20 protein-coding genes and 1 other RNA gene are annotated in these 24,027 nt (G+C 53.5%); 17 read left to right on the top strand and 4 right to left on the bottom strand.

All coding sequences use genetic code 11. The annotated features are described in order from the left end of the window. The first annotated feature begins 92 nt into the window (after window positions 1-92). The 8 genes from tkt to IP582_RS20880 all read left to right on the top strand — a co-directional run bounded on the left by tkt (window position 93) and on the right by IP582_RS20880 (window position 9,919). The gene (gene tkt / locus IP582_RS20915; protein WP_071195997.1) at window positions 93-2,084 is read left to right on the top strand and encodes a transketolase; all 1,992 of its coding nucleotides are present in this window, start codon (window positions 93-95) and stop codon (window positions 2,082-2,084) included. A gap of 334 nt (window positions 2,085-2,418) precedes the next feature. After that, window positions 2,419-3,438 (top strand): erythrose-4-phosphate dehydrogenase, encoded by a 1,020-nt coding sequence (epd, locus tag IP582_RS20910; protein ID WP_071195998.1) that lies wholly within the window; start codon window positions 2,419-2,421, stop codon window positions 3,436-3,438. 49 nt (window positions 3,439-3,487) lie between these two features. Then, window positions 3,488-4,651: a phosphoglycerate kinase gene (gene pgk / locus IP582_RS20905; protein WP_039077995.1), complete on the top strand. Its 1,164-nt coding sequence runs from the start codon at window positions 3,488-3,490 to the stop codon at window positions 4,649-4,651. Window positions 4,652-4,749: 98 nt separating this feature from the next. After that, complete coding sequence (gene fbaA / locus IP582_RS20900) at window positions 4,750-5,829, top strand: class II fructose-bisphosphate aldolase (RefSeq protein ID WP_103281732.1); 1,080 nt, start codon at window positions 4,750-4,752, stop codon at window positions 5,827-5,829. A gap of 383 nt (window positions 5,830-6,212) precedes the next feature. Beyond that, window positions 6,213-7,247: a fimbrial protein gene (locus IP582_RS20895; protein ID WP_193794339.1), complete on the top strand. Its 1,035-nt coding sequence runs from the start codon at window positions 6,213-6,215 to the stop codon at window positions 7,245-7,247. A 192-nt stretch (window positions 7,248-7,439) separates the two neighbouring features. Then, entirely contained in the window at window positions 7,440-8,300 is an 861-nt protein-coding gene (locus IP582_RS20890; protein ID WP_193794338.1) for a small-conductance mechanosensitive channel MscS, read from the top strand. 139 nt (window positions 8,301-8,439) lie between these two features. Beyond that, window positions 8,440-9,075, top strand: a complete 636-nt coding sequence (argO, locus tag IP582_RS20885; RefSeq protein WP_193794337.1) for an arginine exporter ArgO — start codon at window positions 8,440-8,442, stop codon at window positions 9,073-9,075. A gap of 94 nt (window positions 9,076-9,169) precedes the next feature. After that, on the top strand, window positions 9,170-9,919 hold the full coding sequence (locus IP582_RS20880) for an oxidative stress defense protein (RefSeq protein WP_193794336.1): 750 nt from the start codon (window positions 9,170-9,172) through the stop codon (window positions 9,917-9,919). Between the two features lie 103 nt (window positions 9,920-10,022). Here IP582_RS20880 and argP read toward each other — a convergent pair whose 3' ends face one another. Further along, window positions 10,023-10,916, bottom strand: a complete 894-nt coding sequence (gene argP / locus IP582_RS20875; protein WP_193794335.1) for a DNA-binding transcriptional regulator ArgP — start codon at window positions 10,914-10,916, stop codon at window positions 10,023-10,025. Between the two features lie 174 nt (window positions 10,917-11,090). On the opposite strand from argP, the gene rpiA reads away from it, so the two are divergent. Next, window positions 11,091-11,750, top strand: coding sequence for a ribose-5-phosphate isomerase RpiA (gene rpiA / locus IP582_RS20870; protein ID WP_039077990.1), 660 nt, complete (start codon window positions 11,091-11,093; stop codon window positions 11,748-11,750). Window positions 11,751-12,015: 265 nt separating this feature from the next. Next, window positions 12,016-13,248 (top strand): phosphoglycerate dehydrogenase, encoded by a 1,233-nt coding sequence (gene serA / locus IP582_RS20865; protein ID WP_039077989.1) that lies wholly within the window; start codon window positions 12,016-12,018, stop codon window positions 13,246-13,248. A gap of 87 nt (window positions 13,249-13,335) precedes the next feature. Here serA and IP582_RS20860 read toward each other — a convergent pair whose 3' ends face one another. From IP582_RS20860 to zapA, 3 genes are all read right to left on the bottom strand, one after another. After that, on the bottom strand, window positions 13,336-13,932 hold the full coding sequence (locus IP582_RS20860; RefSeq protein WP_125123903.1) for a 5-formyltetrahydrofolate cyclo-ligase: 597 nt from the start codon (window positions 13,930-13,932) through the stop codon (window positions 13,336-13,338). Window positions 13,933-13,951: 19 nt separating this feature from the next. Further along, window positions 13,952-14,135: non-coding RNA, 6S RNA (gene ssrS / locus IP582_RS20855), on the bottom strand. A gap of 41 nt (window positions 14,136-14,176) precedes the next feature. Continuing rightward, on the bottom strand, window positions 14,177-14,506 hold the full coding sequence (gene zapA, locus IP582_RS20850) for a cell division protein ZapA (protein WP_039077987.1): 330 nt from the start codon (window positions 14,504-14,506) through the stop codon (window positions 14,177-14,179). A 223-nt stretch (window positions 14,507-14,729) separates the two neighbouring features. Between zapA and IP582_RS20845 the strand changes: the two genes are divergently transcribed. The 7 genes from IP582_RS20845 to gcvP all read left to right on the top strand — a co-directional run bounded on the left by IP582_RS20845 (window position 14,730) and on the right by gcvP (window position 23,975). After that, window positions 14,730-15,308, top strand: a complete 579-nt coding sequence (locus tag IP582_RS20845; protein WP_125123904.1) for a YecA family protein — start codon at window positions 14,730-14,732, stop codon at window positions 15,306-15,308. A gap of 24 nt (window positions 15,309-15,332) precedes the next feature. Further along, window positions 15,333-16,649 carry a Xaa-Pro aminopeptidase gene (gene pepP, locus IP582_RS20840; RefSeq protein WP_193794334.1) on the top strand — a complete coding sequence of 439 codons (1,317 nt, stop codon included), beginning with the start codon at window positions 15,333-15,335 and terminating at the stop codon, window positions 16,647-16,649. Next, window positions 16,646-17,824, top strand: a complete 1,179-nt coding sequence (gene ubiH / locus IP582_RS20835; RefSeq protein WP_039077984.1) for a 2-octaprenyl-6-methoxyphenyl hydroxylase — start codon at window positions 16,646-16,648, stop codon at window positions 17,822-17,824. The genes pepP and ubiH overlap by 4 nt, the downstream gene beginning before the upstream one ends. A gap of 18 nt (window positions 17,825-17,842) precedes the next feature. Further along, window positions 17,843-19,045 carry an FAD-dependent 2-octaprenylphenol hydroxylase gene (gene ubiI / locus IP582_RS20830; RefSeq protein WP_193794333.1) on the top strand — a complete coding sequence of 401 codons (1,203 nt, stop codon included), beginning with the start codon at window positions 17,843-17,845 and terminating at the stop codon, window positions 19,043-19,045. Window positions 19,046-19,466: 421 nt separating this feature from the next. Then, the gene (gene gcvT, locus IP582_RS20825; protein ID WP_193794332.1) at window positions 19,467-20,561 is read left to right on the top strand and encodes a glycine cleavage system aminomethyltransferase GcvT; all 1,095 of its coding nucleotides are present in this window, start codon (window positions 19,467-19,469) and stop codon (window positions 20,559-20,561) included. Window positions 20,562-20,586: 25 nt separating this feature from the next. Then, window positions 20,587-20,976: a glycine cleavage system protein GcvH gene (gene gcvH, locus IP582_RS20820; protein WP_039077981.1), complete on the top strand. Its 390-nt coding sequence runs from the start codon at window positions 20,587-20,589 to the stop codon at window positions 20,974-20,976. Between the two features lie 125 nt (window positions 20,977-21,101). Then, window positions 21,102-23,975 carry an aminomethyl-transferring glycine dehydrogenase gene (gene gcvP / locus IP582_RS20815; RefSeq protein ID WP_193794331.1) on the top strand — a complete coding sequence of 958 codons (2,874 nt, stop codon included), beginning with the start codon at window positions 21,102-21,104 and terminating at the stop codon, window positions 23,973-23,975. The last annotated feature ends 52 nt before the right edge of the window (window positions 23,976-24,027 follow it).

Below are 24,027 nucleotides of genomic sequence, written 5' to 3'. Positions count from 1 at the left end.
ACATTGTTGGCACTTTTTTCCGGCGTAGCCCATAACGCGCTGTAGTCAAGTCGTTCCGGGCATGGCCTTTAACAGTCCGATCTGGAGTCAAAATGTCCTCACGTAAAGAGCTTGCCAATGCCATTCGTGCGCTGAGCATGGACGCGGTACAGAAAGCCAAATCCGGTCACCCGGGTGCCCCGATGGGTATGGCTGACATCGCCGAAGTCCTGTGGCGTGATTTCCTGAACCATAACCCGCAGAACCCGGCATGGGCTGACCGCGACCGTTTCGTGCTGTCCAACGGCCACGGTTCAATGCTGATTTACAGCCTGCTGCACCTCACCGGTTACGACCTGCCGATTGACGAGCTGAAAAACTTCCGTCAACTGCATTCAAAAACCCCGGGTCACCCGGAAGTGGGTTACACCGCAGGTGTGGAAACCACCACCGGCCCGCTGGGTCAGGGCATTGCCAACGCTGTGGGCATGGCGATTGCGGAGAAAACCCTGGCGGCGCAGTTTAACCGTCCGGGCCATGACATTGTTGACCACTTCACTTACGCGTTCATGGGCGACGGCTGCATGATGGAAGGTATCTCTCACGAGGTATGCTCCCTGGCCGGTACCCTGAAACTGGGCAAACTGGTTGCGTTCTACGACGACAACGGTATCTCCATTGACGGCCACGTTGAAGGCTGGTTTACCGATGATACCGCCGCACGCTTTGAAGCCTATGGCTGGCACGTAGTACGTGGGGTTGACGGTCATAACGCTGACTCCATCAAACGTGCAGTAGAAGAAGCGCGTGCAGTCACCGACAAACCGTCCCTGCTGATGTGCAAAACCATCATCGGCTTCGGTTCGCCGAACAAACAGGGTACTCACGACTCCCACGGCGCGCCGCTGGGCGACGCGGAAATCGCACTGACCCGCGAAGCGCTGGGCTGGAAACACCCGGCATTTGAAATCCCGTCTGAAATCTATGCTCAGTGGGATGCAAAAGAAGCAGGCCAGGCGAAAGAATCCGCCTGGAACGAGAAGTTCGCAGCCTACGCCAAAGCCTTCCCGCAGGAAGCCGCAGAGTTCACCCGCCGTATGAGCGGTGAGCTGCCGTCTGATTTTGACGCAAAAGCCAACGAATTCATCGCGAAGCTGCAGGCGAACCCGTCCAAAATTGCCAGCCGTAAAGCGTCCCAGAATGCGATTGAAGCCTTCGGCCCGCTGCTGCCTGAGTTCCTCGGCGGCTCCGCAGATCTCGCGCCTTCTAACCTGACCATCTGGTCTGGCTCTAAAGCGATTAACGAAGATACTGCCGGTAACTACATCCACTACGGCGTGCGCGAGTTCGGTATGACCGCTATCGCTAACGGTATCTCCCTGCACGGCGGTTTCCTGCCGTACACCTCCACCTTCCTGATGTTTGTGGAATATGCCCGTAACGCGGTGCGTATGGCGGCCCTGATGAAACAGCGCCAGGTGATGGTCTACACTCACGACTCTATCGGTCTGGGCGAAGATGGCCCGACTCACCAGCCGGTTGAGCAGGTGGCAAGCCTTCGCGTAACCCCTAACATGAGCACATGGCGTCCGTGTGACCAGGTGGAATCTGCGGTGGCATGGAAATACGGCGTTGAGCGTGCCGATGGCCCGACCGCGCTGATTCTGTCCCGTCAGAACCTGGCGCAGCAGGAGCGTACCGCTGAGCAACTGGCAAACGTGGCCCGTGGTGGTTACGTGCTGAAAGATTGCGCTGGTCAGCCAGAGCTTATCTTCATCGCCACCGGTTCTGAGGTTGAACTGGCGGTTGCCGCATGGGAAAAACTGACTGCCGAAGGCGTGAAGGCGCGCGTGGTTTCCATGCCGTCCACCGACGCGTTCGACAAACAGGATGCCGCCTATCGTGAATCCGTACTGCCGAAAGCCGTTTCTGCACGCGTGGCAATTGAAGCGGGTATCGCCGACTACTGGTTCAAATACGTGGGCCTGAACGGCGCTATCGTCGGGATGACCACCTTCGGTGAGTCTGCACCGGCAGAGCTGCTGTTTGAAGAGTTCGGCTTTACCGTAGACAACGTGATCGCTAAAGCGAAAGCGCTGCTGTAATTGCTATTGGATTGAGGGCTGATGCCCTCAATCTGCCCCTTTCCCGGTGGGAGAGGGGACGGATACTAAAACGGTAACCGACAGGTTACCGTTTTGTTTTTTACCTCGACGTATTCCCGCCAAAAATGTGACGCAAGTCAGATAAATGGTCGTCAGGGCTGGACATGGATTCCTTTTGTTCTGTGTTTCGCTTATTCTAGCTGAAGCGTTTCAGTCGCTTAAATGTTCGACAATTAATCAATCAAACGCAGTTTGTGACAGGCGAGGTTCCCCTGTAAAGGTTGCTGCATTACTCTGTGAGCCACCTCAAATTGGGTAACCTTGCAGGAGATCTATGAGCGTACGCATAGCGATTAATGGCTTCGGTCGCATCGGGCGCAACGTGGTTCGTGCTTTGTATGAATCCGGGCGTCGGGCGGAAGTCACCGTGGTGGCAATCAATGAACTGGCAGATGCGGCAGGCATGGCCCATTTATTGAAATATGACACCAGCCACGGGCGTTTCGCATGGGATGTACATCAGGAGCGCGAGCAGCTGTTTGTCGGTGAAGACGCGATTCGTATTCTTCACCAGCGCGATATTGCCGCGCTTCCCTGGCGTGAGCTGGGCGTTGATGTAGTGCTCGATTGCACTGGCGTGTTTGGCAGCCGTGCCGATGGCGAAGCGCATCTGGCTGCGGGGGCGAAGAAAGTGTTGTTCTCGCATCCCGGCGGTAACGATCTCGACGCGACGGTCGTTTTTGGCGTCAACCAGGATGCCTTAAAGCCTGACGATCGTATTGTGTCCAACGCCTCCTGCACCACGAACTGCATTATTCCGATTATTAAGCTTCTCGACGACGCCTGGGGAATTGAATCGGGTACTGTCACCACGATCCATTCCGCAATGCACGATCAGCAGGTGATTGACGCCTATCACCCTGATTTACGCCGTACGCGTGCAGCCAGCCAGTCTATTATTCCTGTGGACACGAAACTGGCGGCGGGTATCACCCGTATTTTCCCGCAATTTTATGACCGGTTTGAGGCGATTGCGGTACGCGTACCGACCATAAATGTGACGGCCATCGACCTGAGCGTGACGGTGAAAAATCCGGTAAAAGCGTGTGAAGTCAATGCTTTGCTGCAAAAAGCAGCACAGGGAACATTTCATGGTATAGTTGACTATACGGAATTACCGTTGGTCTCAACAGATTTTAACCATGATCCGCACAGTGCCATTGTTGATGGCACGCAAACACGGGTCAGTGGCGCGCACCTTATTAAAACCCTGGTATGGTGCGATAACGAATGGGGCTTTGCTAACCGAATGCTCGACACGACGTTAGAGATGGCCGCAAAAGGTTTCAGGTAGGGCGCACATTGCGTTCGCAAAACTTTATGAATCATTGAGAGGATTCACCATGTCTGTAATTAAGATGACCGATCTGGATTTGGCAGGTAAACGCGTTTTCATCCGTGCGGATCTGAACGTACCGGTTAAAGATGGCAAAGTGACCAGCGATGCGCGTATCCGTGCTTCTCTGCCGACCATCGAGCTGGCGCTGAAACAAGGCGCGAAAGTGATGGTTACCTCCCATCTGGGTCGTCCGACCGAAGGCGAGTACAACGAAGAGTACTCTCTGCTGCCGGTTGTTAATTACCTGAAAGACAAACTGTCCAACCCGGTACGTCTGGTTAAAGACTACCTGGATGGCGTTGAAGTTGCTGCAGGTGAACTGGTTGTTCTGGAAAACGTTCGCTTCAACAAAGGCGAGAAGAAAGACGACGAAGCGCTGTCCAAAAAATATGCTGCACTGTGCGACGTATTTGTGATGGACGCTTTCGGTACTGCTCACCGTGCACAGGCTTCAACTCACGGTATCGGTAAATTCGCAGATGTTGCGTGCGCAGGCCCGCTGCTGGCTGACGAACTGGAAGCGCTGGGTAAAGCGCTGAAAGAACCTGCTCGCCCGATGGTCGCTATCGTTGGTGGTTCTAAAGTTTCCACTAAACTGACCGTTCTGGACTCCCTGTCTAAAATCGCTGACCAGCTGATTGTCGGTGGCGGCATCGCCAACACCTTCGTTGCTGCTCAGGGCCACAACGTGGGTAAATCCCTGTACGAAGCTGACCTGGTTGACGAAGCAAAACGCCTGCTGGGCACCTGCGATATTCCGGTTCCGACAGATGTTCGTGTTGCTACCGAGTTCTCCGAAACCGCGACCGCTACCCTGAAATCTGTTTCTGACATCAAAGACGAAGAGCAGATTCTGGACCTGGGCGATGTTTCTGCGCAGAAACTGGCTGATATCCTGAAAAACGCGAAAACCATTCTGTGGAACGGCCCGGTTGGCGTGTTCGAATTCCCGAACTTCCGCAAAGGTACTGAAATCGTTGCTAACGCCATCGCTGACAGCGAAGCGTTCTCCATCGCAGGCGGCGGCGACACTCTGGCGGCTATCGACCTGTTCGGTATCGCTGACAAAATCTCCTACATCTCCACTGGTGGCGGTGCGTTCCTTGAGTTCGTGGAAGGCAAAGTGCTGCCGGCAGTCGCAATGCTCGAAGAGCGCGCTAAGAAGTAAGTATTCAATGGGCAGGGAAACCTGCCCAATTTTCAGCGCGCGTCATGCTCGCGAACTTTTTTCCAACGGTCGAAGATACAGATACAGGACTCGAAAACATGTCTAAAATTTTTGATTTCGTAAAACCGGGCGTCATTACCGGTGATGACGTACAGAAAGTGTTTCAGGTAGCGAAAGAAAATAACTTTGCGCTGCCAGCAGTTAACTGCGTGGGCACCGATTCCATTAACGCCGTTCTGGAAACCGCTGCGAAAGTGAAAGCACCGGTTATCGTTCAGTTCTCCAACGGTGGTGCTGCATTCATCGCGGGTAAAGGCGTGAAAACCGACATTCCTCAGGGTGCTGCTATCCTGGGTGCGATCTCTGGTGCGCATCACGTACATCAGATGGCAGAGCACTACGGTGTTCCGGTTATTCTGCACACTGACCACTGCGCGAAGAAACTGCTGCCGTGGATCGACGGCCTGCTGGACGCGGGTGAAAAACACTTTGCTGCTACCGGCAAACCGCTGTTCTCTTCTCACATGATCGACCTGTCTGAAGAGTCCCTGGAAGAAAACATTGAGATCTGCTCCAAATATCTGGCGCGCATGTCCAAAATCGGCATGACGCTGGAAATCGAACTGGGTTGCACCGGTGGCGAAGAAGATGGCGTGGACAACAGCCACATGGACGCTTCTGCACTGTACACTCAGCCGGAAGACGTTGATTACGCGTACACCAAACTGAACGCAATCAGCCCGCGTTTCACCATCGCCGCTTCCTTTGGTAACGTGCATGGCGTGTACAAACCGGGTAACGTGAAACTGACCCCGACTATCCTGCGCGACTCTCAGGAATATGTTTCTAAGAAACATAACCTGCCGCACAACGCCCTGAACTTCGTTTTCCACGGCGGTTCCGGTTCTACTGCTCAGGAAATCAAAGACTCCGTCAGCTACGGCGTTATCAAAATGAACATTGATACCGACACCCAATGGGCGACCTGGGAAGGTATCCTGAACTACTACAAAGCCAACGAAGCGTATCTGCAAGGTCAGTTGGGCAACCCGAAAGGCGAAGACCAGCCGAACAAGAAATACTACGATCCGCGCGTATGGCTGCGTGCAGCGCAGTCTTCTATGATTACCCGTCTGGAACAGGCTTTCAAAGAGCTGAACGCGGTTGACGTTCTGTAATCTGAGTTAGCATTTATGCCTAAAGCCCGCCTTCAGTGCGGGTTTTTTTTATTGTCTTCGGTTTTACTGATTCATAGTGTTCACAAATAGTTAATTTTGAGCAGGCTGAAAAATTGTGTTAGTTTTTTAGGTAAAGTGTTTATGATTATTCTAAAGGTGACGTTTTGTTCTGCTCTTGTGTTAAATTAATATTGTGAAATCAAAAAGTTAACTTTATGAGTTTTTTTTCAGCTAATGCTTCCAACCTAAAAAAAAGTATAATTTATTTTCTTGATACCTCTGCGCCTTTATAGTTTTGTACCATTGTTCACTAATTTTTTTGATATGGGTTGGGATGCTTTAGAGTACGCCAATTTCATTTTCATAGCTTAAAGGCCAGTGTCATGGATGAAACATTACGGAACTATTATTTAACTTCGTTGTTTTTTATTATTTTAACGATGCTAAGCAGTAAGGCATTTGCTTTTGAATGTAAAACAGCAAGCTATGCGCCGTCAAAGAATACCTCTGCAACATTTACATTTACAACGAATCCTGGGGGGGTGAATAAGGGAACCACCAGTTTAACTTTAATCGATATTGGTCCTTATATTAACTGCTTTGGTAATCCTGGTGATAGCTGGAATGATGCTCTGGGGGTAGAGTCGATAACTTTGATGTCCACTGAATTAAAAAATCTTGGGTTTCAGGCATTCGTTCAGATAAATAATGATGGAGTAGATCATACTCAAATTACTCCACAATCAATCTGTATGTGGTGGAATGCAAATTGTGGGGCTGGGCCAGGAGGTGAAAAATGGCGAACTACACTATCTACTAAAATTGGCATTAAACGGATAGTTAACTCCGGCGCATGGCGAGAGGCGATTACAATCCCTGCTGGCACCGAATTGGTCAGATTAACGGCTAGAATTCGAACGGCAGGCTGGATTAATGCGATTTATACATTTCCAATAAAACTCTCTGCCGATTTGGTTATTCCAGCGTATACCTGCAACATAGACAATTACAACAAAAAAGTGACGCTTCAGAATGCAAAACTTAGCGATATCCTTAGTCATGGTTCTGGGCGTTATACAGGAACTGTGACTGAATTTAGTTATTTATTAACCTGCGATACTGCCACCTCCGTATCCGTGAAGTTTGAAGGAACACCTTTAAGTTCTTCCTCCGGCCCTATTAGTAATGTGCTGGCGAACACTATTGCTGCAACAAAGAATATCGGCATCCAGGTGCTGTTTAACGATACGCCAATAAGCGTTTTAGCCACCGATCCGGCGATGACGGTAATCAATAGTGCTCAGACCAATGAAACGCTTAAATTTAAGGCATATTACTATTATAACGGCGACAGCGGCAGCGGCACATCTGCCGGACCTGTAAAGGCATTGGCGACAATCACTTTTGATTATTTTTAAGCGAGTATTGTACAAACCATTGAATAATGGTCTGGGCTGTGGGCTCAGGCCATTACGCTTTTCTTTAGGCTGATTCTCCCTCTTGACGAAATGTTGGCATAGCGCTGACTTTATGTTTACCCTTTAATAACCTACCGTTCTCGTGTGGGGTGGTTTGTTTTATCTGCGTTTGGCAAACATAAGGAAAAAAGAATGGAAGATCTTCACGTCGTCGACAGCATCAATAACGCAGGCTCCTGGCTGGTGAATAACCAGGCGTTGTTGCTGAGTTACGCTGTTAACATCGTTGCCGCTATTGCCATCATTATTGTGGGTATGATCGTTGCCCGCATGATTTCAAACACCGTCAATAAGCTGATGCGGGCGCGGCACATTGATGCCACCGTTGCCGATTTTCTCTCTGCGCTGGTGCGCTACGGCGTCATTGCATTTACCCTGATAGCCGCACTGGGGCGCGTGGGGGTACAAACCGCCTCAGTCATCGCGGTACTGGGTGCCGCAGGTCTGGCAATCGGTCTGGCACTACAAGGATCACTCTCAAACCTGGCCGCCGGGGTACTGCTGGTGACATTCCGCCCGTTCCGTTCCGGGGAATATGTTGATCTGGGGGGCGTCGCCGGTACCGTTCTGCAGGTGCAGATTTTCTCCACCACGCTGCGCAGCGCTGATGGCCGCATAATCGTGGTTCCCAACGGTAAAATTATCGCCGGGAACATTATCAACTTTTCCCGCGAGCCGGTGCGTCGTAACGAATTTATTATTGGCGTTGCGTACGACTCCGATATCGATCTGGTTACGAAATTGCTGACCGATATCATCCAGGCTGATGATCGTATTCTGAAAGACCGTGAAATGACGGTGCGTCTGAATGAACTCGGGGCGTCTTCCATCAACTTTGTGGTACGCGTCTGGAGTAACAGTAGCGATCTGCAAAACGTTTACTGGGATGTGCTGGAGAAAGTGAAACGTAGCTTTGATGAGCACGGTATCAGTTTCCCTTATCCGCAAATGGATGTGAATTTCAAGCGGGTAAAAGAGCCTGTCGAAGGGTAAAGAATCAGGTCGGCACTGCCGGCCTTTTTATTGCTTTCTATTATTAGCTTAGCTTATTACTCATTAAAATATTCAATTTCCGCTAATGATTCTCGCACGTTATAGTCTGCATCCAGAAAAATATGAGTGAGAATTTATTGTGCTAACCTATTATTTTCAAGGACTTATATTGGGTGCGGCATTGATTTTGCCCCTGGGGCCGCAAAATGCCTTTGTCATGAACCAGGGGATCCGTCGCCAGTACCACATCATGACGGCTTTGTTGTGTACGCTGAGCGACTTGCTGCTGATTTGCGCCGGGGTCTTCGGCGGCAGCGCCTTGTTGATGCAATCTCCCTGGCTGCTGGGGCTGGTCACCTGGGGCGGCGTCGCTTTTTTGCTGTGGTATGGCTATGGCGCGCTGAAAACCGCGTTCGGCAGTCATATAGAGCTTGCCAGCGCCGAAGCGATGAAGCAGGGACGCTGGAAAATTATCGCGACCATGCTGGCGGTGACCTGGCTTAATCCTCATGTCTATCTGGATACCTTTGTTGTACTCGGCAGTCTCGGCGGGCAACTGGAGGCAGAGCCGAAGCGCTGGTTTGCGATGGGGACGATCAGTGCGTCTGTTATTTGGTTTTTTGGCCTGGCGATGCTGGCGGCCTGGTTTGCCCCGCGTCTGCGTACGGCAAAAGCGCAACGTATCATCAATCTGATCGTCGGGGCGGTAATGTGGGTTATTGCCGCGCAACTGGCAAAAGAGGGCGTGGCCCATATGCAGGCGTTATTAAACTAAGTCTGGTCTGATAGACAAACCAACGGTATCCGCTAAGCTGTTGCCTGGCGTGCCGTTTTGTTACGGACGTAATAAGCAACATGGAGGAGCAACCGTGAAATTCAAAGTGATGGCCCTGGCGGCATTAGTGGGACTGAGTGTCATGTCGGTACAGGCAAGTGAACTGCCTGATGGCCCGCACATTATTACCTCGGGTACGTCGAGCGTGGACGCAGTGCCGGATATTGCCACCCTGGCGATTGAAGTGAACATCCAGGCGAAAGATGCTGCAACCGCCAAGAAACAGGCAGACGACCGCGTCGCCGAGTATCTCTCCTTCCTCGACAAGAATGGCGTAGCGAAGAAAGACATCAACTCCGCCAACTTGCGCACCCAGCCGGATTACGATTACCAAAACGGTAAAAGCGTGCTGAAAGGCTGGCGCGCCGTACGTACGGTGGAAGTAACCCTGCGCGATCTGGAGAAGCTCAATTCTCTGCTGGATGGGGCACTGAAAGCCGGTCTGAATGAAATCCGTTCCGTTTCGCTGGGCGTTGCGCAACCGGATTCTTACAAGGATAAGGCGCGCAAAGCCGCCATTGATGATGCGGTTCATCAGGCCGAACAACTGGCAGCCGGTTTCCACGCGAAGCTTGGCCCGGTGTATAGCGTGCGTTACCACGTTTCCAATTATCAGCCGAGCCCGATGGTTCGCATGATGAAAGCAGATGCGGCGCCGGTATCCGCACAGGAAACGTACGAACAGCCGACCATTCAGTTTGCCGATCAGGTGGACGTTGTGTTCCAGCTTGAGCCAACGCAGAGCCAGACTCAGCAGCCAGCAACAACGGACAAAACGCAGTAGTTTCAAATGAGTGGGATATATGGCCGCATCTGGGAAATCCCCGATGCGCCACGCTTACCGGGGCTACATTTTTCACGATATGTCGCCCCGGTAAGAGAATGTTTTAATCTTGCCTTAACACCTTGTGGCCGTACGCCAGCAGTGCGTCGGTGACGTTGCGCATCATGCGGCTTTCTGGCGCAAACCGGTGCCAGAACAGCATCCGGCGCTGGAAGAGACCCGGCGTCAGATCGATCAGATCTCCGGCATTCAACTCTCTTTCGATTTGCAGATGCGGGATCATACAGCAGGTCGTTCCCTGTCTTGCCAGTTGCACAAATGCTTCCGACGAGTTAACGATGTGGCAGGGTACGCTGCCCGGCGGCAGATCGAAGTTTTGCTGTAAGAAGGCCTGGTGCATATCGTCGAGATGATCAAACGCCACGGCAGGCGCTTTAAGTAACGCCGAGCGGGTTACGCCATTCGGGAAGTAACGTTCAGCAAAGGCTTTTGAACCGACAAACAGGTAATCAAGCGCGCCAAGCTGGTCAACGAGACAACTTGGCAGAGCCTGCGGCTGAATACTTACCGCACCGACCACTTCACCGCGACGCAGACGCTCCTGTGTGCGGGTTTCGTCTTCAACCTGTAAATTCAGACGAATTGGCGAGTCGGCCAGTACCGGTGCCAGCGCGGGCAGCAGCCATGTTGCCAGACTGTCGGCGTTCACCGCCAGCGACAGCAGGAGTGGGGTGGAGCCGGTTTGCTCATCACCCAGCCACTCTTCTTCCAGCAGTTCTACCTGGCGCAGCAGTGCCAGCAATTTTTGCCCTTGTTCAGTAGGGCGCGGTGGGACGGTGCGCACCAGCAGGGGCTGACCAAACATATTTTCGAGCTGTTTAATACGCTGCGATACGGCGGACTGAGTGATACACAGCTTCTGCGCGGCGCGCTCAAACCCACGTTCCCGAATGACCGCATCGAGCGCCTGTAACGTTCTGTAGTCCGGACGTTTCATCTGACTGACATACTCCTGCAAAATAATTACTCAGCACTATGACATAATTTTTTGTCTCTTACAGACGAAAATGTACCTGCTGGTAATGTGACACAGCTCACAGGGACTTTTCCCCCTTCCATGTTCTATAATGCGCTTCGAATTCCACACCATTCTCACCACAGGCGAACGACGATGACGCAGGACGAATTAAAAAAAGCAGTGGGTTGGGCAGCGCTGAAATATGTTGAACCGGGTACTATCGTAGGTGTTGGTACCGGCTCCACCGCTGCGCACTTTATTGACGCGCTCGGTACCATGAAAGGTCAGATTGAAGGGGCGGTTTCCAGTTCCGATGCCTCGACAGAAAAACTGAAAGGCCTGGGTATCACTGTATTCGATCTGAACGAAGTCGATCGTCTGGGAATTTATGTTGATGGCGCGGATGAAATCAACGGCCAGATGCAGATGATCAAAGGCGGCGGCGCCGCGTTAACGCGCGAAAAGATCATTGCCTCGGTAGCCGATAAATTTATCTGTATTGCCGATGCGTCCAAACAGGTCGAGATCCTCGGTAAATTCCCGCTACCGGTGGAAGTGATCCCGATGGCACGAAGCGCCGTAGCGCGTGAACTGGTGAAGCTGGGCGGTCGCCCTGAATATCGCCAGAATGTGGTCACCGACAACGGCAACGTGATCCTCGACGTCTTTGGCCTGGAAATTATCGATCCTGTTGCGCTGGAAAATACGATTAATGGCATTCCGGGCGTGGTGACCGTGGGCTTGTTCGCCAACCGTGGCGCGGACGTGGCTTTGATCGGCAGCGCCGATGGCGTCAAAACCATCACAAAATGATCTATATGGGGGACGTGTTCCCCCATGAAAAAAATCTCAAAGAGCAAATTTGGTGACATCTGTCACGCTTCTGGATTCGCCCTGATAATCCTTCCGCCGCTGTGGCTATTTCCAGCATATTCCTCTGCCATTTCTCACTGTATGACATTCCTTCACAGTGCCGACGCAAACGTTCATATTGCTGCAATAGTTTTTTTTGATATGTTGACTACAGCGGATGAATATCCACACAACATCAGTTATGACAAAAAACAGGGTCGGGTAAATGGCAAAGGTATCACTGGAGAAAGACAAGATTAAATTTCTGCTCGTCGAAGGGGTGCATCAGAAAGCACTCGATAGCCTTCGTGCGGCAGGTTACACCAACATCGAGTATCACAAGGGCGCGCTCGACAGTGAGCAGCTCAAAGAGTCTATCCGTGATGCCCACTTCATTGGCATTCGATCCCGTACTAACCTGACCGAAGATGTTATTGCCGCCGCTGAAAAACTGGTTGCGATTGGTTGTTTCTGTATTGGTACCAACCAGGTCAATCTGGATGCGGCGGCACAGCGCGGTATCCCGGTATTTAACGCCCCGTTCTCTAACACGCGTTCCGTGGCGGAACTGGTGATTGGCGAGCTGTTACTGCTGATGCGCGGTATTCCGGAAGCGAATGCCAAAGCGCACCGCGGAATCTGGAACAAACTGGCCGTGGGCTCTTACGAAGCGCGCGGTAAAAAATTGGGCATCATTGGCTATGGCCACATCGGTACCCAGCTTGGCATTCTGGCTGAGTCACTCGGTATGCACGTTTATTTCTATGATATTGAAAGCAAACTGCCGCTGGGTAACGCGACCCAGGTTCAGCACCTGTCCGATTTGCTCAATATGAGCGATGTTGTCAGCCTGCACGTGCCGGAAAATGCCTCGACCAAAAACATGATGGGCGCGGAAGAGCTGGCGCTGATGAAACCGGGATCACTGCTGATCAACGCCGCACGTGGTACGGTTGTTGATATTCCGGCGTTGTGCGATGCGCTTAAACGTAAACACCTGGCGGGCGCGGCAATCGACGTGTTCCCGACTGAGCCTGCAACCAACAGCGATCCGTTTAATTCACCGCTTTGCGAATTCGATAACGTGATTTTGACGCCGCATATTGGCGGTTCAACCCAGGAAGCGCAGGAAAACATCGGCCTGGAAGTAGCGGGTAAGCTGATTAAGTACTCTGATAATGGCTCAACGCTCTCTGCCGTTAACTTCCCGGAAGTGTCGCTGCCGCTGCACGGTGGTCGTCGTCTGCTGCATATCCACGAAAACCGTCCAGGCGTGCTGACCGCAATCAACCAGATCTTTGCTGGCGACGGTATCAACATCGCGGCTCAGTATCTGCAAACGACGCCCTATATGGGCTATGTGGTTATCGATATTGAAGCCGAAGAAGATGTGGCGCAAAAAGCGCTGCAGAGCATGAAGGCGATCCCGGGTACGATTCGCGCACGCCTGCTGTATTGATTTTGCAGTACTGGTGGATGGCGAGATAGATGCAAAACGGCAACCTGAGGGTTGCCGTTTTTATGTGTTCTCACTCATCCTGTGGTTTCACCAACTCCACAACCTCGACGGCGTCACCACCGCAGGGAGCGGAATATCCCACTCTTCCACTGGAAGCATATCAACATGCTGGCAATCATGTGCATAACCCACTGGCTGTAACCCGTACTGTTGCCAGTTTTGCAGCGTTCTGTCGTAAAAGCCACCGCCCATTCCCAGCCGTTGCCCCTGGCTGTCAAAGGCAACCAGCGGGGTTATCAGGACATCTAACTGCGCAAGCGGTAAAACATCTCGCACGTCCAGTTTCGGTTCCTGAATTTTCAGGCGATTGATAACCAGTTCGCTATGCGGATGGTATTGCAAAAACAGCAGATTGCCCGGGCTGAACGGATGCAGAACCGGCAGATAAACGCGTTTGCCGCTGCGCCAGAGCTGTTCGATAAGCGGTTGGGTGTCCAGTTCGCCATCGAAGGAGAGAAAAAGGGCGACGGTATGCGCCATCACGACTGGCGGATACGCCATCATGCGCGCTGCCGCTGCAATTGAAAAGTGTTCCTGTTGCCCGGCGGTAAGGGCGCGGCGACGCTGCCGTATGATTTTACGGATTTCCTGACGTGATGGGGGAAGAGCAGAAAGTTGTGTCATGGTACCAGGTAGAAAGAAGGGAATCTCCGAGATGCCGCCGCAGGCTGTAACCCTTGAACCCTTGGTTCAAGGTGAATGTGTCGTCATAGTTTTAAGGCTTCTCGGACGGACCGAGCATGCTCACCAACCATGGAGCGCCACATTCTTGTGGTATGAAATATCGGCTCAGGGGACTGGCCCGCTTGCGAACATCTCAGAGAAATTTTTTCTTCACGGTCACTCTACCATAGTTAACCTTGAAGTGTTATTCAAACTTCGGCCCCGGTCTTTCGGATATGCGACCCTGATCAAGCAATGCCTGTTCGATGGTCTGTTGTAACATCCGAATACGCTGTTCCATGCTGGATGCGTAGTCACGGGTTTTTGCCTTTTCCTGAGTCAGTTCATAGCTGATATTCAGCGCTGCGATAAAGACTAACTGCTCAGTATTTGTGACTCTAGTGCGAACTTTCAGATCTTGCAACCGCTGATTCAGATCCTCCGCGGCCTGATTCAGAGCATCTCTCTGTTCAGGCGGGCAATTCACTCGCAGTGAACGGCCAAAAATTTGGATATCGACGGGTTGTGCAGACATGCCACCTTCCTGCTGTTTGACTGCGCTCTGCCTTCACACCCGAGTCCTGGCTGCGAAGGGGCGTCACTATAGCCACCCTGGTGAGAGGATTCAAGCTCTTTGCTATACCTTAATTCACTCATAGCGCATGCAAAGGCATGTAACGTGAAGCATGACGGGTATATCACCAGGGTCCAAAGTGGTAGCATACCATGAATATTCTCCCCAACGACGATGAATGCGCATGTCTATACAGAACGAAATACCTGGTTACAACGATGTAGGCCAGTTGCTCAATCAGCAAGGTGTTGGACTGATTCCTGCGGAAATGCACGGGCTTATCGCGGGGATGCTTTGTGGCGGCAACAACGACAGCTCCTGGCAGCCGCTGTTGCATGACCTGACTAACGAAGGGCTGGCATTCGGCCATGAGCTCGCTCAGGCGCTGCGCAGCATGCATGCCGCCACCAGCGACTCACTGGAAGATGACGGTTTCCTCTTCCAGCTTTATCTGCCGACCGGCGACGACGTGAGCGTGTTTGACCGTGCCGATGCGCTGGCAGGCTGGGTTAACCACTTCCTGCTTGGGCTTGGCGTCACGCAGCCGAAACTCGACAAAGTGACCGGCGAAACCGGTGAAGCGATTGACGATCTGCGTAACATTGCTTTGCTCGGTTATGACGAAGATGAAGATCAGGAAGAGCTGGAGATGTCGCTCGAAGAGATCATCGAATATGTGCGCGTTGCGGCGCTGCTGTGCCATGACACATTTACCCGCCCGCAGCCAACGGCACCCGAAGTGCGTAAGCCAACCCTGCATTAATCTATTCCGCTCAAAGGAGATGTCATGACACAGCTTGAGTTTCTCCGACGCCGTCAGGCGTTGCTGGCGCAGATGGCGCCAGCCAGCGCGGCGCTTATTTTCGCGGCGCCGGAAGCGACCCGCAGTGCCGACAGTGAATACCCGTATCGTCAAAACAGCGACTTTTGGTATTTCACCGGTTTTAATGAGCCGGAAGCGGTGCTGGTGCTGATTAAAAGTGATGATACCCATAACCACAGCGTCCTGTTTAACCGGATCCGCGATAAGACGGCGGAAATCTGGTTTGGCCGACGCCTGGGGCAGGAAGCGGCGCCAGAAAAACTGGGTGTAGACAGGGCGCTGGCGTTTCCGGAAATAGGTAAACATCTTTATCAATTGCTCAACGGCCTGGACGCGGTCTATCACGCCCAGGGCGAATACGCGTATGCCGATGAGATTGTCTTTGCCGCGCTGGATAAACTGCGTAAAGGCTCTCGACAGAATCTCACGGCCCCGGCTACGGTGACCGACTGGCGGCCTATCGTGCATGAAATGCGTCTGTTCAAGTCAGCCGAAGAAATCGAGATAATGCGTCGCGCCGGTGAGATTTCGGCGCTGGCACATACCCGCGCCATGCAAACCTGCAAACCCGGGATGTTTGAATACCAGCTTGAAGGCGAAATCCACCACGAGTTCAACCGTCACGGCGCCCGTTTTCCGTCCTATAACACCATCGTCGGCGCCGGGGAGAACGGCTGTATTTTGCATTACACCGAAAACGAAAGCGTGATGCGTGATGGTGATCTGGTGCTGATCGACGCAGGTTGCGAATACATGGGGTATGCCGGCGATATTACCCGTACCTTTCCGGTAAACGGCAAGTTCAGCCCGGCGCAGCGTGAAGTGTATGACATTGTACTGGAATCACTCGAAACTGCCCTGCGCCTGTTCCGCCCCGGCACCTCGATTCATGAAGTGAACGGGGAAGTGGTGCGCATCATGGTAACCGGGCTGGTGAAACTGGGCATTCTTAAGGGCGAGGTTGACACGCTGGTTGCTGAGAATGCGCATCGCCCTTTCTTTATGCATGGTCTGAGCCACTGGTTGGGGCTGGATGTCCATGATGTCGGCGTCTATGGTCAGGATCGCTCGCGCATCCTTGAACCGGGGATGGTATTGACCGTTGAGCCTGGTCTCTATATCGCCCCGGATGCCGACGTACCAGAAGCCTATCGGGGGATTGGCATTCGCGTGGAAGATGACATTGTGATCACCGAAAACGGTAATGAAAACCTCACCGCCAGCGTCGTCAAAAAAGCCGATGACATCGAGGCGCTGATGGCAGCGGCACGTCGCTTATGAGTGTGATTATTGTTGGTGGCGGTATGGCAGGCGCGACGCTCGCGCTGTCGATTTCGCATTTAACCGGTGGTCGCCTTCCTGTTCATCTGATCGAAGCGACCGAACCGAGTTCTCAGGATCACCCAGGCTTTGATGCGCGCGCTATCGCGCTGGCGGCGGGAACGTGCCAGCAGCTCGCGCGAGTGGGGATCTGGTCACACATCGTCGAGAAAGCCACGCCGATTACCACCGTGCATGTCAGCGATCGCGGCCATGCCGGTTTCGTGACACTTGATGCTGATGATTATCACATTGAGGCGCTTGGCCAGGTGGTGGAACTGCACGATGTCGGTACCCGTCTTTTTAGTCTTCTGAAAAAAGCGCCTGGCGTGACGCTCCATTGTCCGGCACGGGTGAGTTTCTTCTCCAGGGATGAAGACCGCGTGGCGGTCGCACTGGAAAGTGGGGAGACGATTAACGGAACCCTGCTGGTCGCCGCGGATGGCTCCCGCTCTGCGCTGGGTGCGCAATGTGGTATTAGCTGGCAACAGGCGCCCTATCAGCAGGTTGCGGTGATTGCGAACGTTACGACATCGGTGGCGCATCAGGGGCGCGCGTTTGAGCGTTTTACCGCTCACGGCCCGCTGGCAATGCTGCCGATGTCGCACGGACGTTGCTCGCTGGTGTGGTGTCACCCGCTCGACAGACAGGAACAGATCCTGAACTGGAGCGATGAGACCTTCTGCCATGAGCTGCAAAAAGCCTTTGGCTGGCGACTGGGCCGAATCATGCAGGCGGGAGTCCGTAACGCTTATCCGCTTTCTCTCTCCACCGCCTCCTCGCCTATTTCGCATCGTACTGTGCTGGTTGGAAATGCCGCCCAGACGCTTCACCCGATTGCCGGGCAGGGCTTTAACCTGGGGATGCGCGATGTGATGAGCCTGGCCGAAACGCTGGCTGATGCCTGGACACAGCAGCAGGATGTTGGCGGTTATGGCGTGCTGACACGCTATCGCGATCGTCGCCGTGATGATAAGTGCGCTACGATTGGCGTGACAGATGGTTTAGTGCATCTTTTTGCTAATCGCTGGGCGCCGCTGGTTGTCGGGCGTAACGTCGGTTTGATGGCAATGGAATTATTTACCCCGGCGCGTGATGCGCTGGCGCAGCGTACTCTGGGCTGGGTGGCGCGTTAAGGTCTTCAGGAGCTATTTGTGCAAAACGTTGATGTGGCAATTGTAGGCGGCGGCATGGTGGGACTGGCGCTGGCCTGTGGATTACAGGGCAGTGGCCTGCGAGTGGCGGTGCTGGAACAGCATGCGCCCGTCCCCCTGAAAGAGGATGCCGCTGCACAACTGCGTGTTTCGGCGATCAACGCCGCCAGCGAAAAACTGCTGACGCGCCTGGGCGTCTGGTCATCGATTATTGCCCATCGCGCCAGCTGTTATCACGGCATGGAAGTGTGGGATAAAGACAGCTTTGGCCGCATTGCCTTTGACGATCAGAGTATGGGTTACAGCCATCTCGGTCATATTATTGAAAACAGCGTCATTCATCAGGCGTTGTGGAACAAAGCCAGGCAGTGTTCGGATGTGTCAATCCTGGCACCAGCGGAACTGCAACAGGTGGCCTGGGGTGAGAACGAAGCGTTTCTTACCCTCAAAGATGGCAATATGTTAACCGCCCGGCTGGTCGTCGGGGCCGATGGCGCTAACTCATGGTTACGCAATAAAGCCGATATTCCGCTGACCTTCTGGGACTATAATCATCATGCGCTGGTGGCGACCATCCGTACCGATGAGCCGCATCAGGCTATCGCGCGGCAGGTTTTCCACGATGAAAGCATCCTCGCGTTTCTGCCGCTGGCCGACCCGCACTTGTGTTCAATCGTCTGGTCGCTGCCGCCTGAGCTGGCTGCACAAATGCAGCAGGCAGACGAAGAGGCCTTCAACCAGACGCTGTGCATCGCATTTGATAATCGCCTGGGGTTGTGTCACGTGGAAAGCGAGCGGCAGGTCTACCCGCTGACCGGACGTTACGCGCGTCATTTTGCCGGGCATCGTCTGGCATTGATGGGCGATGCGGCGCACACCATCCATCCTCTTGCCGGGCAGGGCGTTAACCTGGGCTTCATGGACGCGGCAGAACTGGTGAGTGAACTCAAGCGGCTGCACGCTCAGGGCAAAGATATTGGCCAGCACATGTATCTGCGCCGCTACGAACGCAGCCGTAAACACAGTGCCGCGCTGATGCTGGCCGGGATGCAGGGTTTCCGGGAATTGTTTTCCGGCACCAACCCGGCAAAAAAACTGTTCCGGGACATTGGCCTGAAACTGGCGGACAGATTGCCTGGGGTAAAACCACAGTTGTTGCGTCAGGCGATGGGACTGAATGACCTCCCTCAGTGGTTGCGTTAACTGCGTCACACTTTCCCTTCCCCCTCGCGGGAAGGGATACCCTGCCTCATTTGAAAAATTCTAATTTCACGTCATTTTTCAGATTAGTTTTTCTCATCTCTCGTTTTTTTGCTGTCGGGAAAATTATCTCTTTTGTGGTGGTAAATATCGCTATCTGCGATACCTGCTATGCGGGATTGATTCTTTATGCGCCATTTTACGCTTAAGCATGGTGTAATATTCTGTTGGGGTTTTTGTGAAAAATGGTCATAAGCTAATGTGATGACCCATTTTCTCTTATGGTTAAGTGCCGCTTTCGGTGATAAGTTCAGGCGAAAGTGAACGTTTGCGTCGGCGACCGGGATCGGTGTCGACGTCTTGTCATGCGATGATTTTTTCACCGCTGAAAACGTGAAAGCCCCGCTTATTCGACGAGGAAAAGATGGCCCAGCAGACTCCTTTGTATGAACAACACACGCTTTGCGGCGCACGCATGGTGGATTTCCATGGCTGGATGATGCCGCTGCATTACGGCTCGCAAATTGACGAGCACCACGCGGTGCGTACCGATGCGGGTATGTTCGATGTATCGCACATGACGATTGTCGATTTGCGTGGCAGTCGAACCCGGGAATTCTTGCGCTATCTGCTGGCAAATGACGTAGCGAAACTCACCAAACCCGGCAAGGCGCTATATTCCGGCATGCTAAATGCGTCGGGCGGTGTCATTGATGATCTCATCGTCTACTACTTCACCGAAGACTTCTTCCGCCTCGTTGTAAACTCCGCCACCCGCGAAAAAGACCTCTCCTGGATTACCCAACACGCTGAACCTTTCGCTATTGATATCACCGTCCGTGACGATTTGTCGTTGATTGCCGTCCAGGGGCCAAACGCGCAGGCTAAAGCCGCGACTCTGTTCACTGACGAACAGCGTCAGGCAGTAGAAGGCATGAAGCCCTTCTTTGGCGTTGAGGCCGGCGATCTGTTTATCGCGACCACCGGCTATACCGGCGAAGCGGGTTATGAAATCGCGCTGCCGAACGAACAGGCAGCCGATTTCTGGCAAAAGCTGGTGCAGGCAGGCGTTAAGCCTTGTGGCCTGGGCGCGCGCGACACTTTACGCCTTGAAGCGGGCATGAACTTGTACGGTCAGGAGATGGACGAGGGCGTTTCGCCGCTCGCCGCCAATATGGGCTGGACCATTGCCTGGGAACCGGCGGACCGTGATTTTATCGGTCGCGAAGCGCTCGAATTACAGCGCGAGAAAGGCACCGAACAATTAGTCGGTCTGATCATGACCGAGAAAGGCGTGCTGCGTAACGAATTGCCGGTGCGGTTCACAGATGCCCATGGTAACGCGCAAGAAGGCGTGATCACCAGCGGTACGTTCTCGCCGACGCTGGGCTACAGTATTGCACTGGCGCGTGTGCCTGCGGGCATTGGCGACACGGCAATCGTTCAGATCCGTAATCGGGAAATGCCGGTAAAAGTGACGAAACCTATTTTTGTACGCGCTGGCAAAGCCGTCGCGTGATTCATTCTTATTTGGAGATTTAGTGATGAGCAACGTACCTGCAGAACTGAAATACAGCAAAGAACACGAGTGGCTGCGTAAAGAGGCGGATGGCACGTACACCGTCGGTATCACTGAACATGCTCAGGAACTGCTGGGTGACATGGTGTTTGTTGATCTTCCAGAAGTGGGCGCAACCGTTGCCGCTGGTGATGATTGCGCCGTCGCGGAATCCGTGAAAGCGGCTTCCGATATTTATGCGCCGATCAGCGGCGAAATCGTTGCTGTTAACGAGGCACTGGGCGATGCGCCGGAGCAGGTTAACAGCGAGCCGTACGGCGAAGGCTGGATTTTCAAAATCAAAGCCAGTGATGAATCGGAAGTTGCTGCGTTGCTGGATGCGACCGCTTACGAAGCCTTACTCGAAGACGAATAACGGTTTTCTCCCTCTCCCTCACAGGGAGAGGGGCGGGGTGAGGGAATATTCGCGCTTTCACCTCAAACCTCTTCCTGACGAAGAGGCAATTTTAAAATCACCGCACGTTTCAGGAACCATCGCTCATGACACAGACTTTAAGCCAGCTTGAAAACCGTGGCGCTTTCATTGAACGTCACATTGGGCCGGATGCTCAGCAACAGCAGGAGATGCTGAAAACGGTTGGCGCGGATTCGTTAAACGCACTGATTGCCCAGATCGTGCCGAAAGATATCCAGCTTGCCACGCCGCCACAGGTAGGTGAAGCCACGACCGAATACGCCGCACTGGCGGAGCTGAAAGCGATTGCTGGTCGCAACAAGCGCTTTAAGTCTTACATTGGCATGGGTTATACCGCCGTGCAATTACCGCCGGTTATCCTGCGTAACATGCTCGAAAACCCAGGCTGGTACACTGCCTATACGCCGTATCAGCCGGAGGTGTCACAAGGACGCCTTGAAGCCTTACTGAATTTCCAGCAGGTGACGCTCGACCTGACTGGTCTCGACATGGCCTCGGCTTCTCTGCTGGATGAAGCTACCGCCGCTGCCGAAGCGATGGCGATGGCAAAGCGCGTCAGCAAACTGAAAAATGCCAACCGTTTCTTTGTTGCCGCCGACATTCATCCGCAAACGCTCGATGTAGTGCGCACCCGTGCCGAAACCTTTGGTTTTGACGTCATTGTTGATGATGCCAGCAAGGTGCTGGATCATCAGGATGTGTTTGGCGTGCTGTTGCAGCAGGTGGGCACGACCGGCGAAGTGCATGACTACAGCGCACTGATTACCGAGCTGAAAGCCCGTAAAATTGTGGTCAGCGTAGCCGCCGATTTTATGGCGCTGGTGTTGTTGACCGCGCCGGGCAAACAAGGGGCAGACATTGTCTTCGGTTCTGCGCAGCGCTTCGGTGTGCCGATGGGCTACGGTGGCCCGCATGCGGCATTCTTTGCCGCAAAAGATGAGTTCAAACGCTCAATGCCGGGACGTATTATCGGTGTCTCCAAAGACGCGGCGGGCAATACCGCACTGCGTATGGCGATGCAGACCCGCGAGCAGCATATCCGTCGCGAAAAAGCGAACTCCAACATCTGTACTTCGCAGGTACTGCTGGCCAACATCGCCAGCCTGTACGCGGTGTATCACGGTCCGGTTGGTCTGAAACGTATTGCGAGCCGTATCCATCGTCTGGCCGATATTCTGGCGGCCGGCCTGCAGCAAAAAGGGCTTAAGCTGCGTCACGCGCACTACTTTGACACACTGTGCGTGGAAGTGGCCGACAAAGCCGCCGTGCTGGCGCGTGCGCAAGCGGCTGAAATCAATCTTCGTAGCGACATTCTGAATGCCGTGGGTATCACGCTCGATGAAACCACCACGCGTGAAGATGTGCAGAAACTTTTTGCCGTCGTGCTGGGCGATACGCACGGACTGGACATTGACGTGCTGGATAAAGAGGTGGCGCTCGACAGCCGCTCAGTGCCTGCCGCCATGCTGCGTGATGATGCGATCCTGAGCCACCCGGTCTTTAACCGTTATCACAGCGAAACCGAGATGATGCGTTACATGCACTCTCTGGAGCGCAAAGATCTGGCGCTCAATCAGGCGATGATCCCACTGGGATCTTGCACCATGAAGCTGAACGCCGCAGCGGAAATGATTCCGATCACCTGGCCTGAATTCGCCGAACTGCATCCGTTCTGCCCGGCAGAACAAGCCGAAGGCTACCACCACATGATCAACCAGCTTTCCGACTGGCTGGTGAAACTGACGGGTTACGATGCCCTTTGTATGCAGCCGAACTCTGGCGCGCAGGGGGAATATGCGGGCCTGTTGGCGATTCGTCACTACCATGAGAGCCGCAACGAAGGCCATCGCGATATCTGTCTGATCCCAAGCTCTGCACACGGTACCAACCCGGCATCCGCACAGATGGCAGGTATGCAGGTGGTGGTTGTGGCCTGTGATAAAAACGGCAACATCGATCTGGCCGATCTGCGCGCGAAAGCGGAACAACATGCGGCAAATCTCTCTTGCATCATGGTGACCTACCCGTCCACCCACGGCGTCTACGAAGAGACTATCCGTGAAGTGTGCGAAATTGTGCATCAATTTGGCGGGCAGGTTTATCTCGACGGCGCGAACATGAATGCTCAGGTGGGGATTACCTCTCCGGGCTTTATCGGTGCGGATGTGTCGCATCTCAACCTGCATAAAACCTTCTGTATTCCGCACGGCGGTGGCGGACCGGGTATGGGGCCGATTGGCGTGAAAGCGCATCTGGCACCGTTCGTACCGGGCCACAGCGTGGTGCAGATTGAAGGCATGCTGACCCGTCAGGGCGCGGTATCTGCCGCCCCGTTTGGTAGCGCGTCGATTCTGCCAATTAGCTGGATGTACATCCGTATGATGGGCGCCGAAGGGCTGAAACAGGCAAGCCAGGTGGCAATTCTGAATGCCAACTACATTGCCAGCCGTCTGAAAGAGGCATTCCCGGTTCTGTATACGGGGCGTGACGGTCGCGTGGCGCATGAATGTATTCTCGACATTCGCCCGCTGAAAGAAGAGACCGGCATCAGTGAACTGGATATTGCGAAGCGCCTGATTGACTACGGTTTCCATGCACCGACCATGTCTTTCCCGGTTGCGGGTACCCTGATGGTTGAGCCGACGGAGTCAGAAAGCAAAGCGGAACTGGATCGCTTTATTGACGCGATGCTGGCCATTCGTGGCGAGATCAACCGCGTAAAAGCAGGCGAATGGCCGCTTGCCGATAACCCGCTGGTGAATGCGCCACATACGCAGAACGAGCTGGTGGCGGAGTGGCATCACGGTTATACCCGTGAGCAGGCGGTCTTCCCGGCGGGTGTAGCGAACAAGTACTGGCCGACGGTAAAACGTCTTGATGACGTTTACGGCGACCGCAACCTGTTCTGCTCTTGCGTGCCGATGAGCGAATACCCGTAATTAGCGCTACGCTTCTACAGGCCGGGTGAACGTTCGCGTTACCCGGCCTTTT

Origin of the sequence: Citrobacter sp. BDA59-3 (assembly GCF_015167655.1) — a bacterium.
Classification (GTDB): Bacteria; Pseudomonadota; Gammaproteobacteria; order Enterobacterales; family Enterobacteriaceae; genus Phytobacter; species Phytobacter diazotrophicus.
This window is presented reverse-complemented; position numbering and strand designations above follow the sequence as displayed.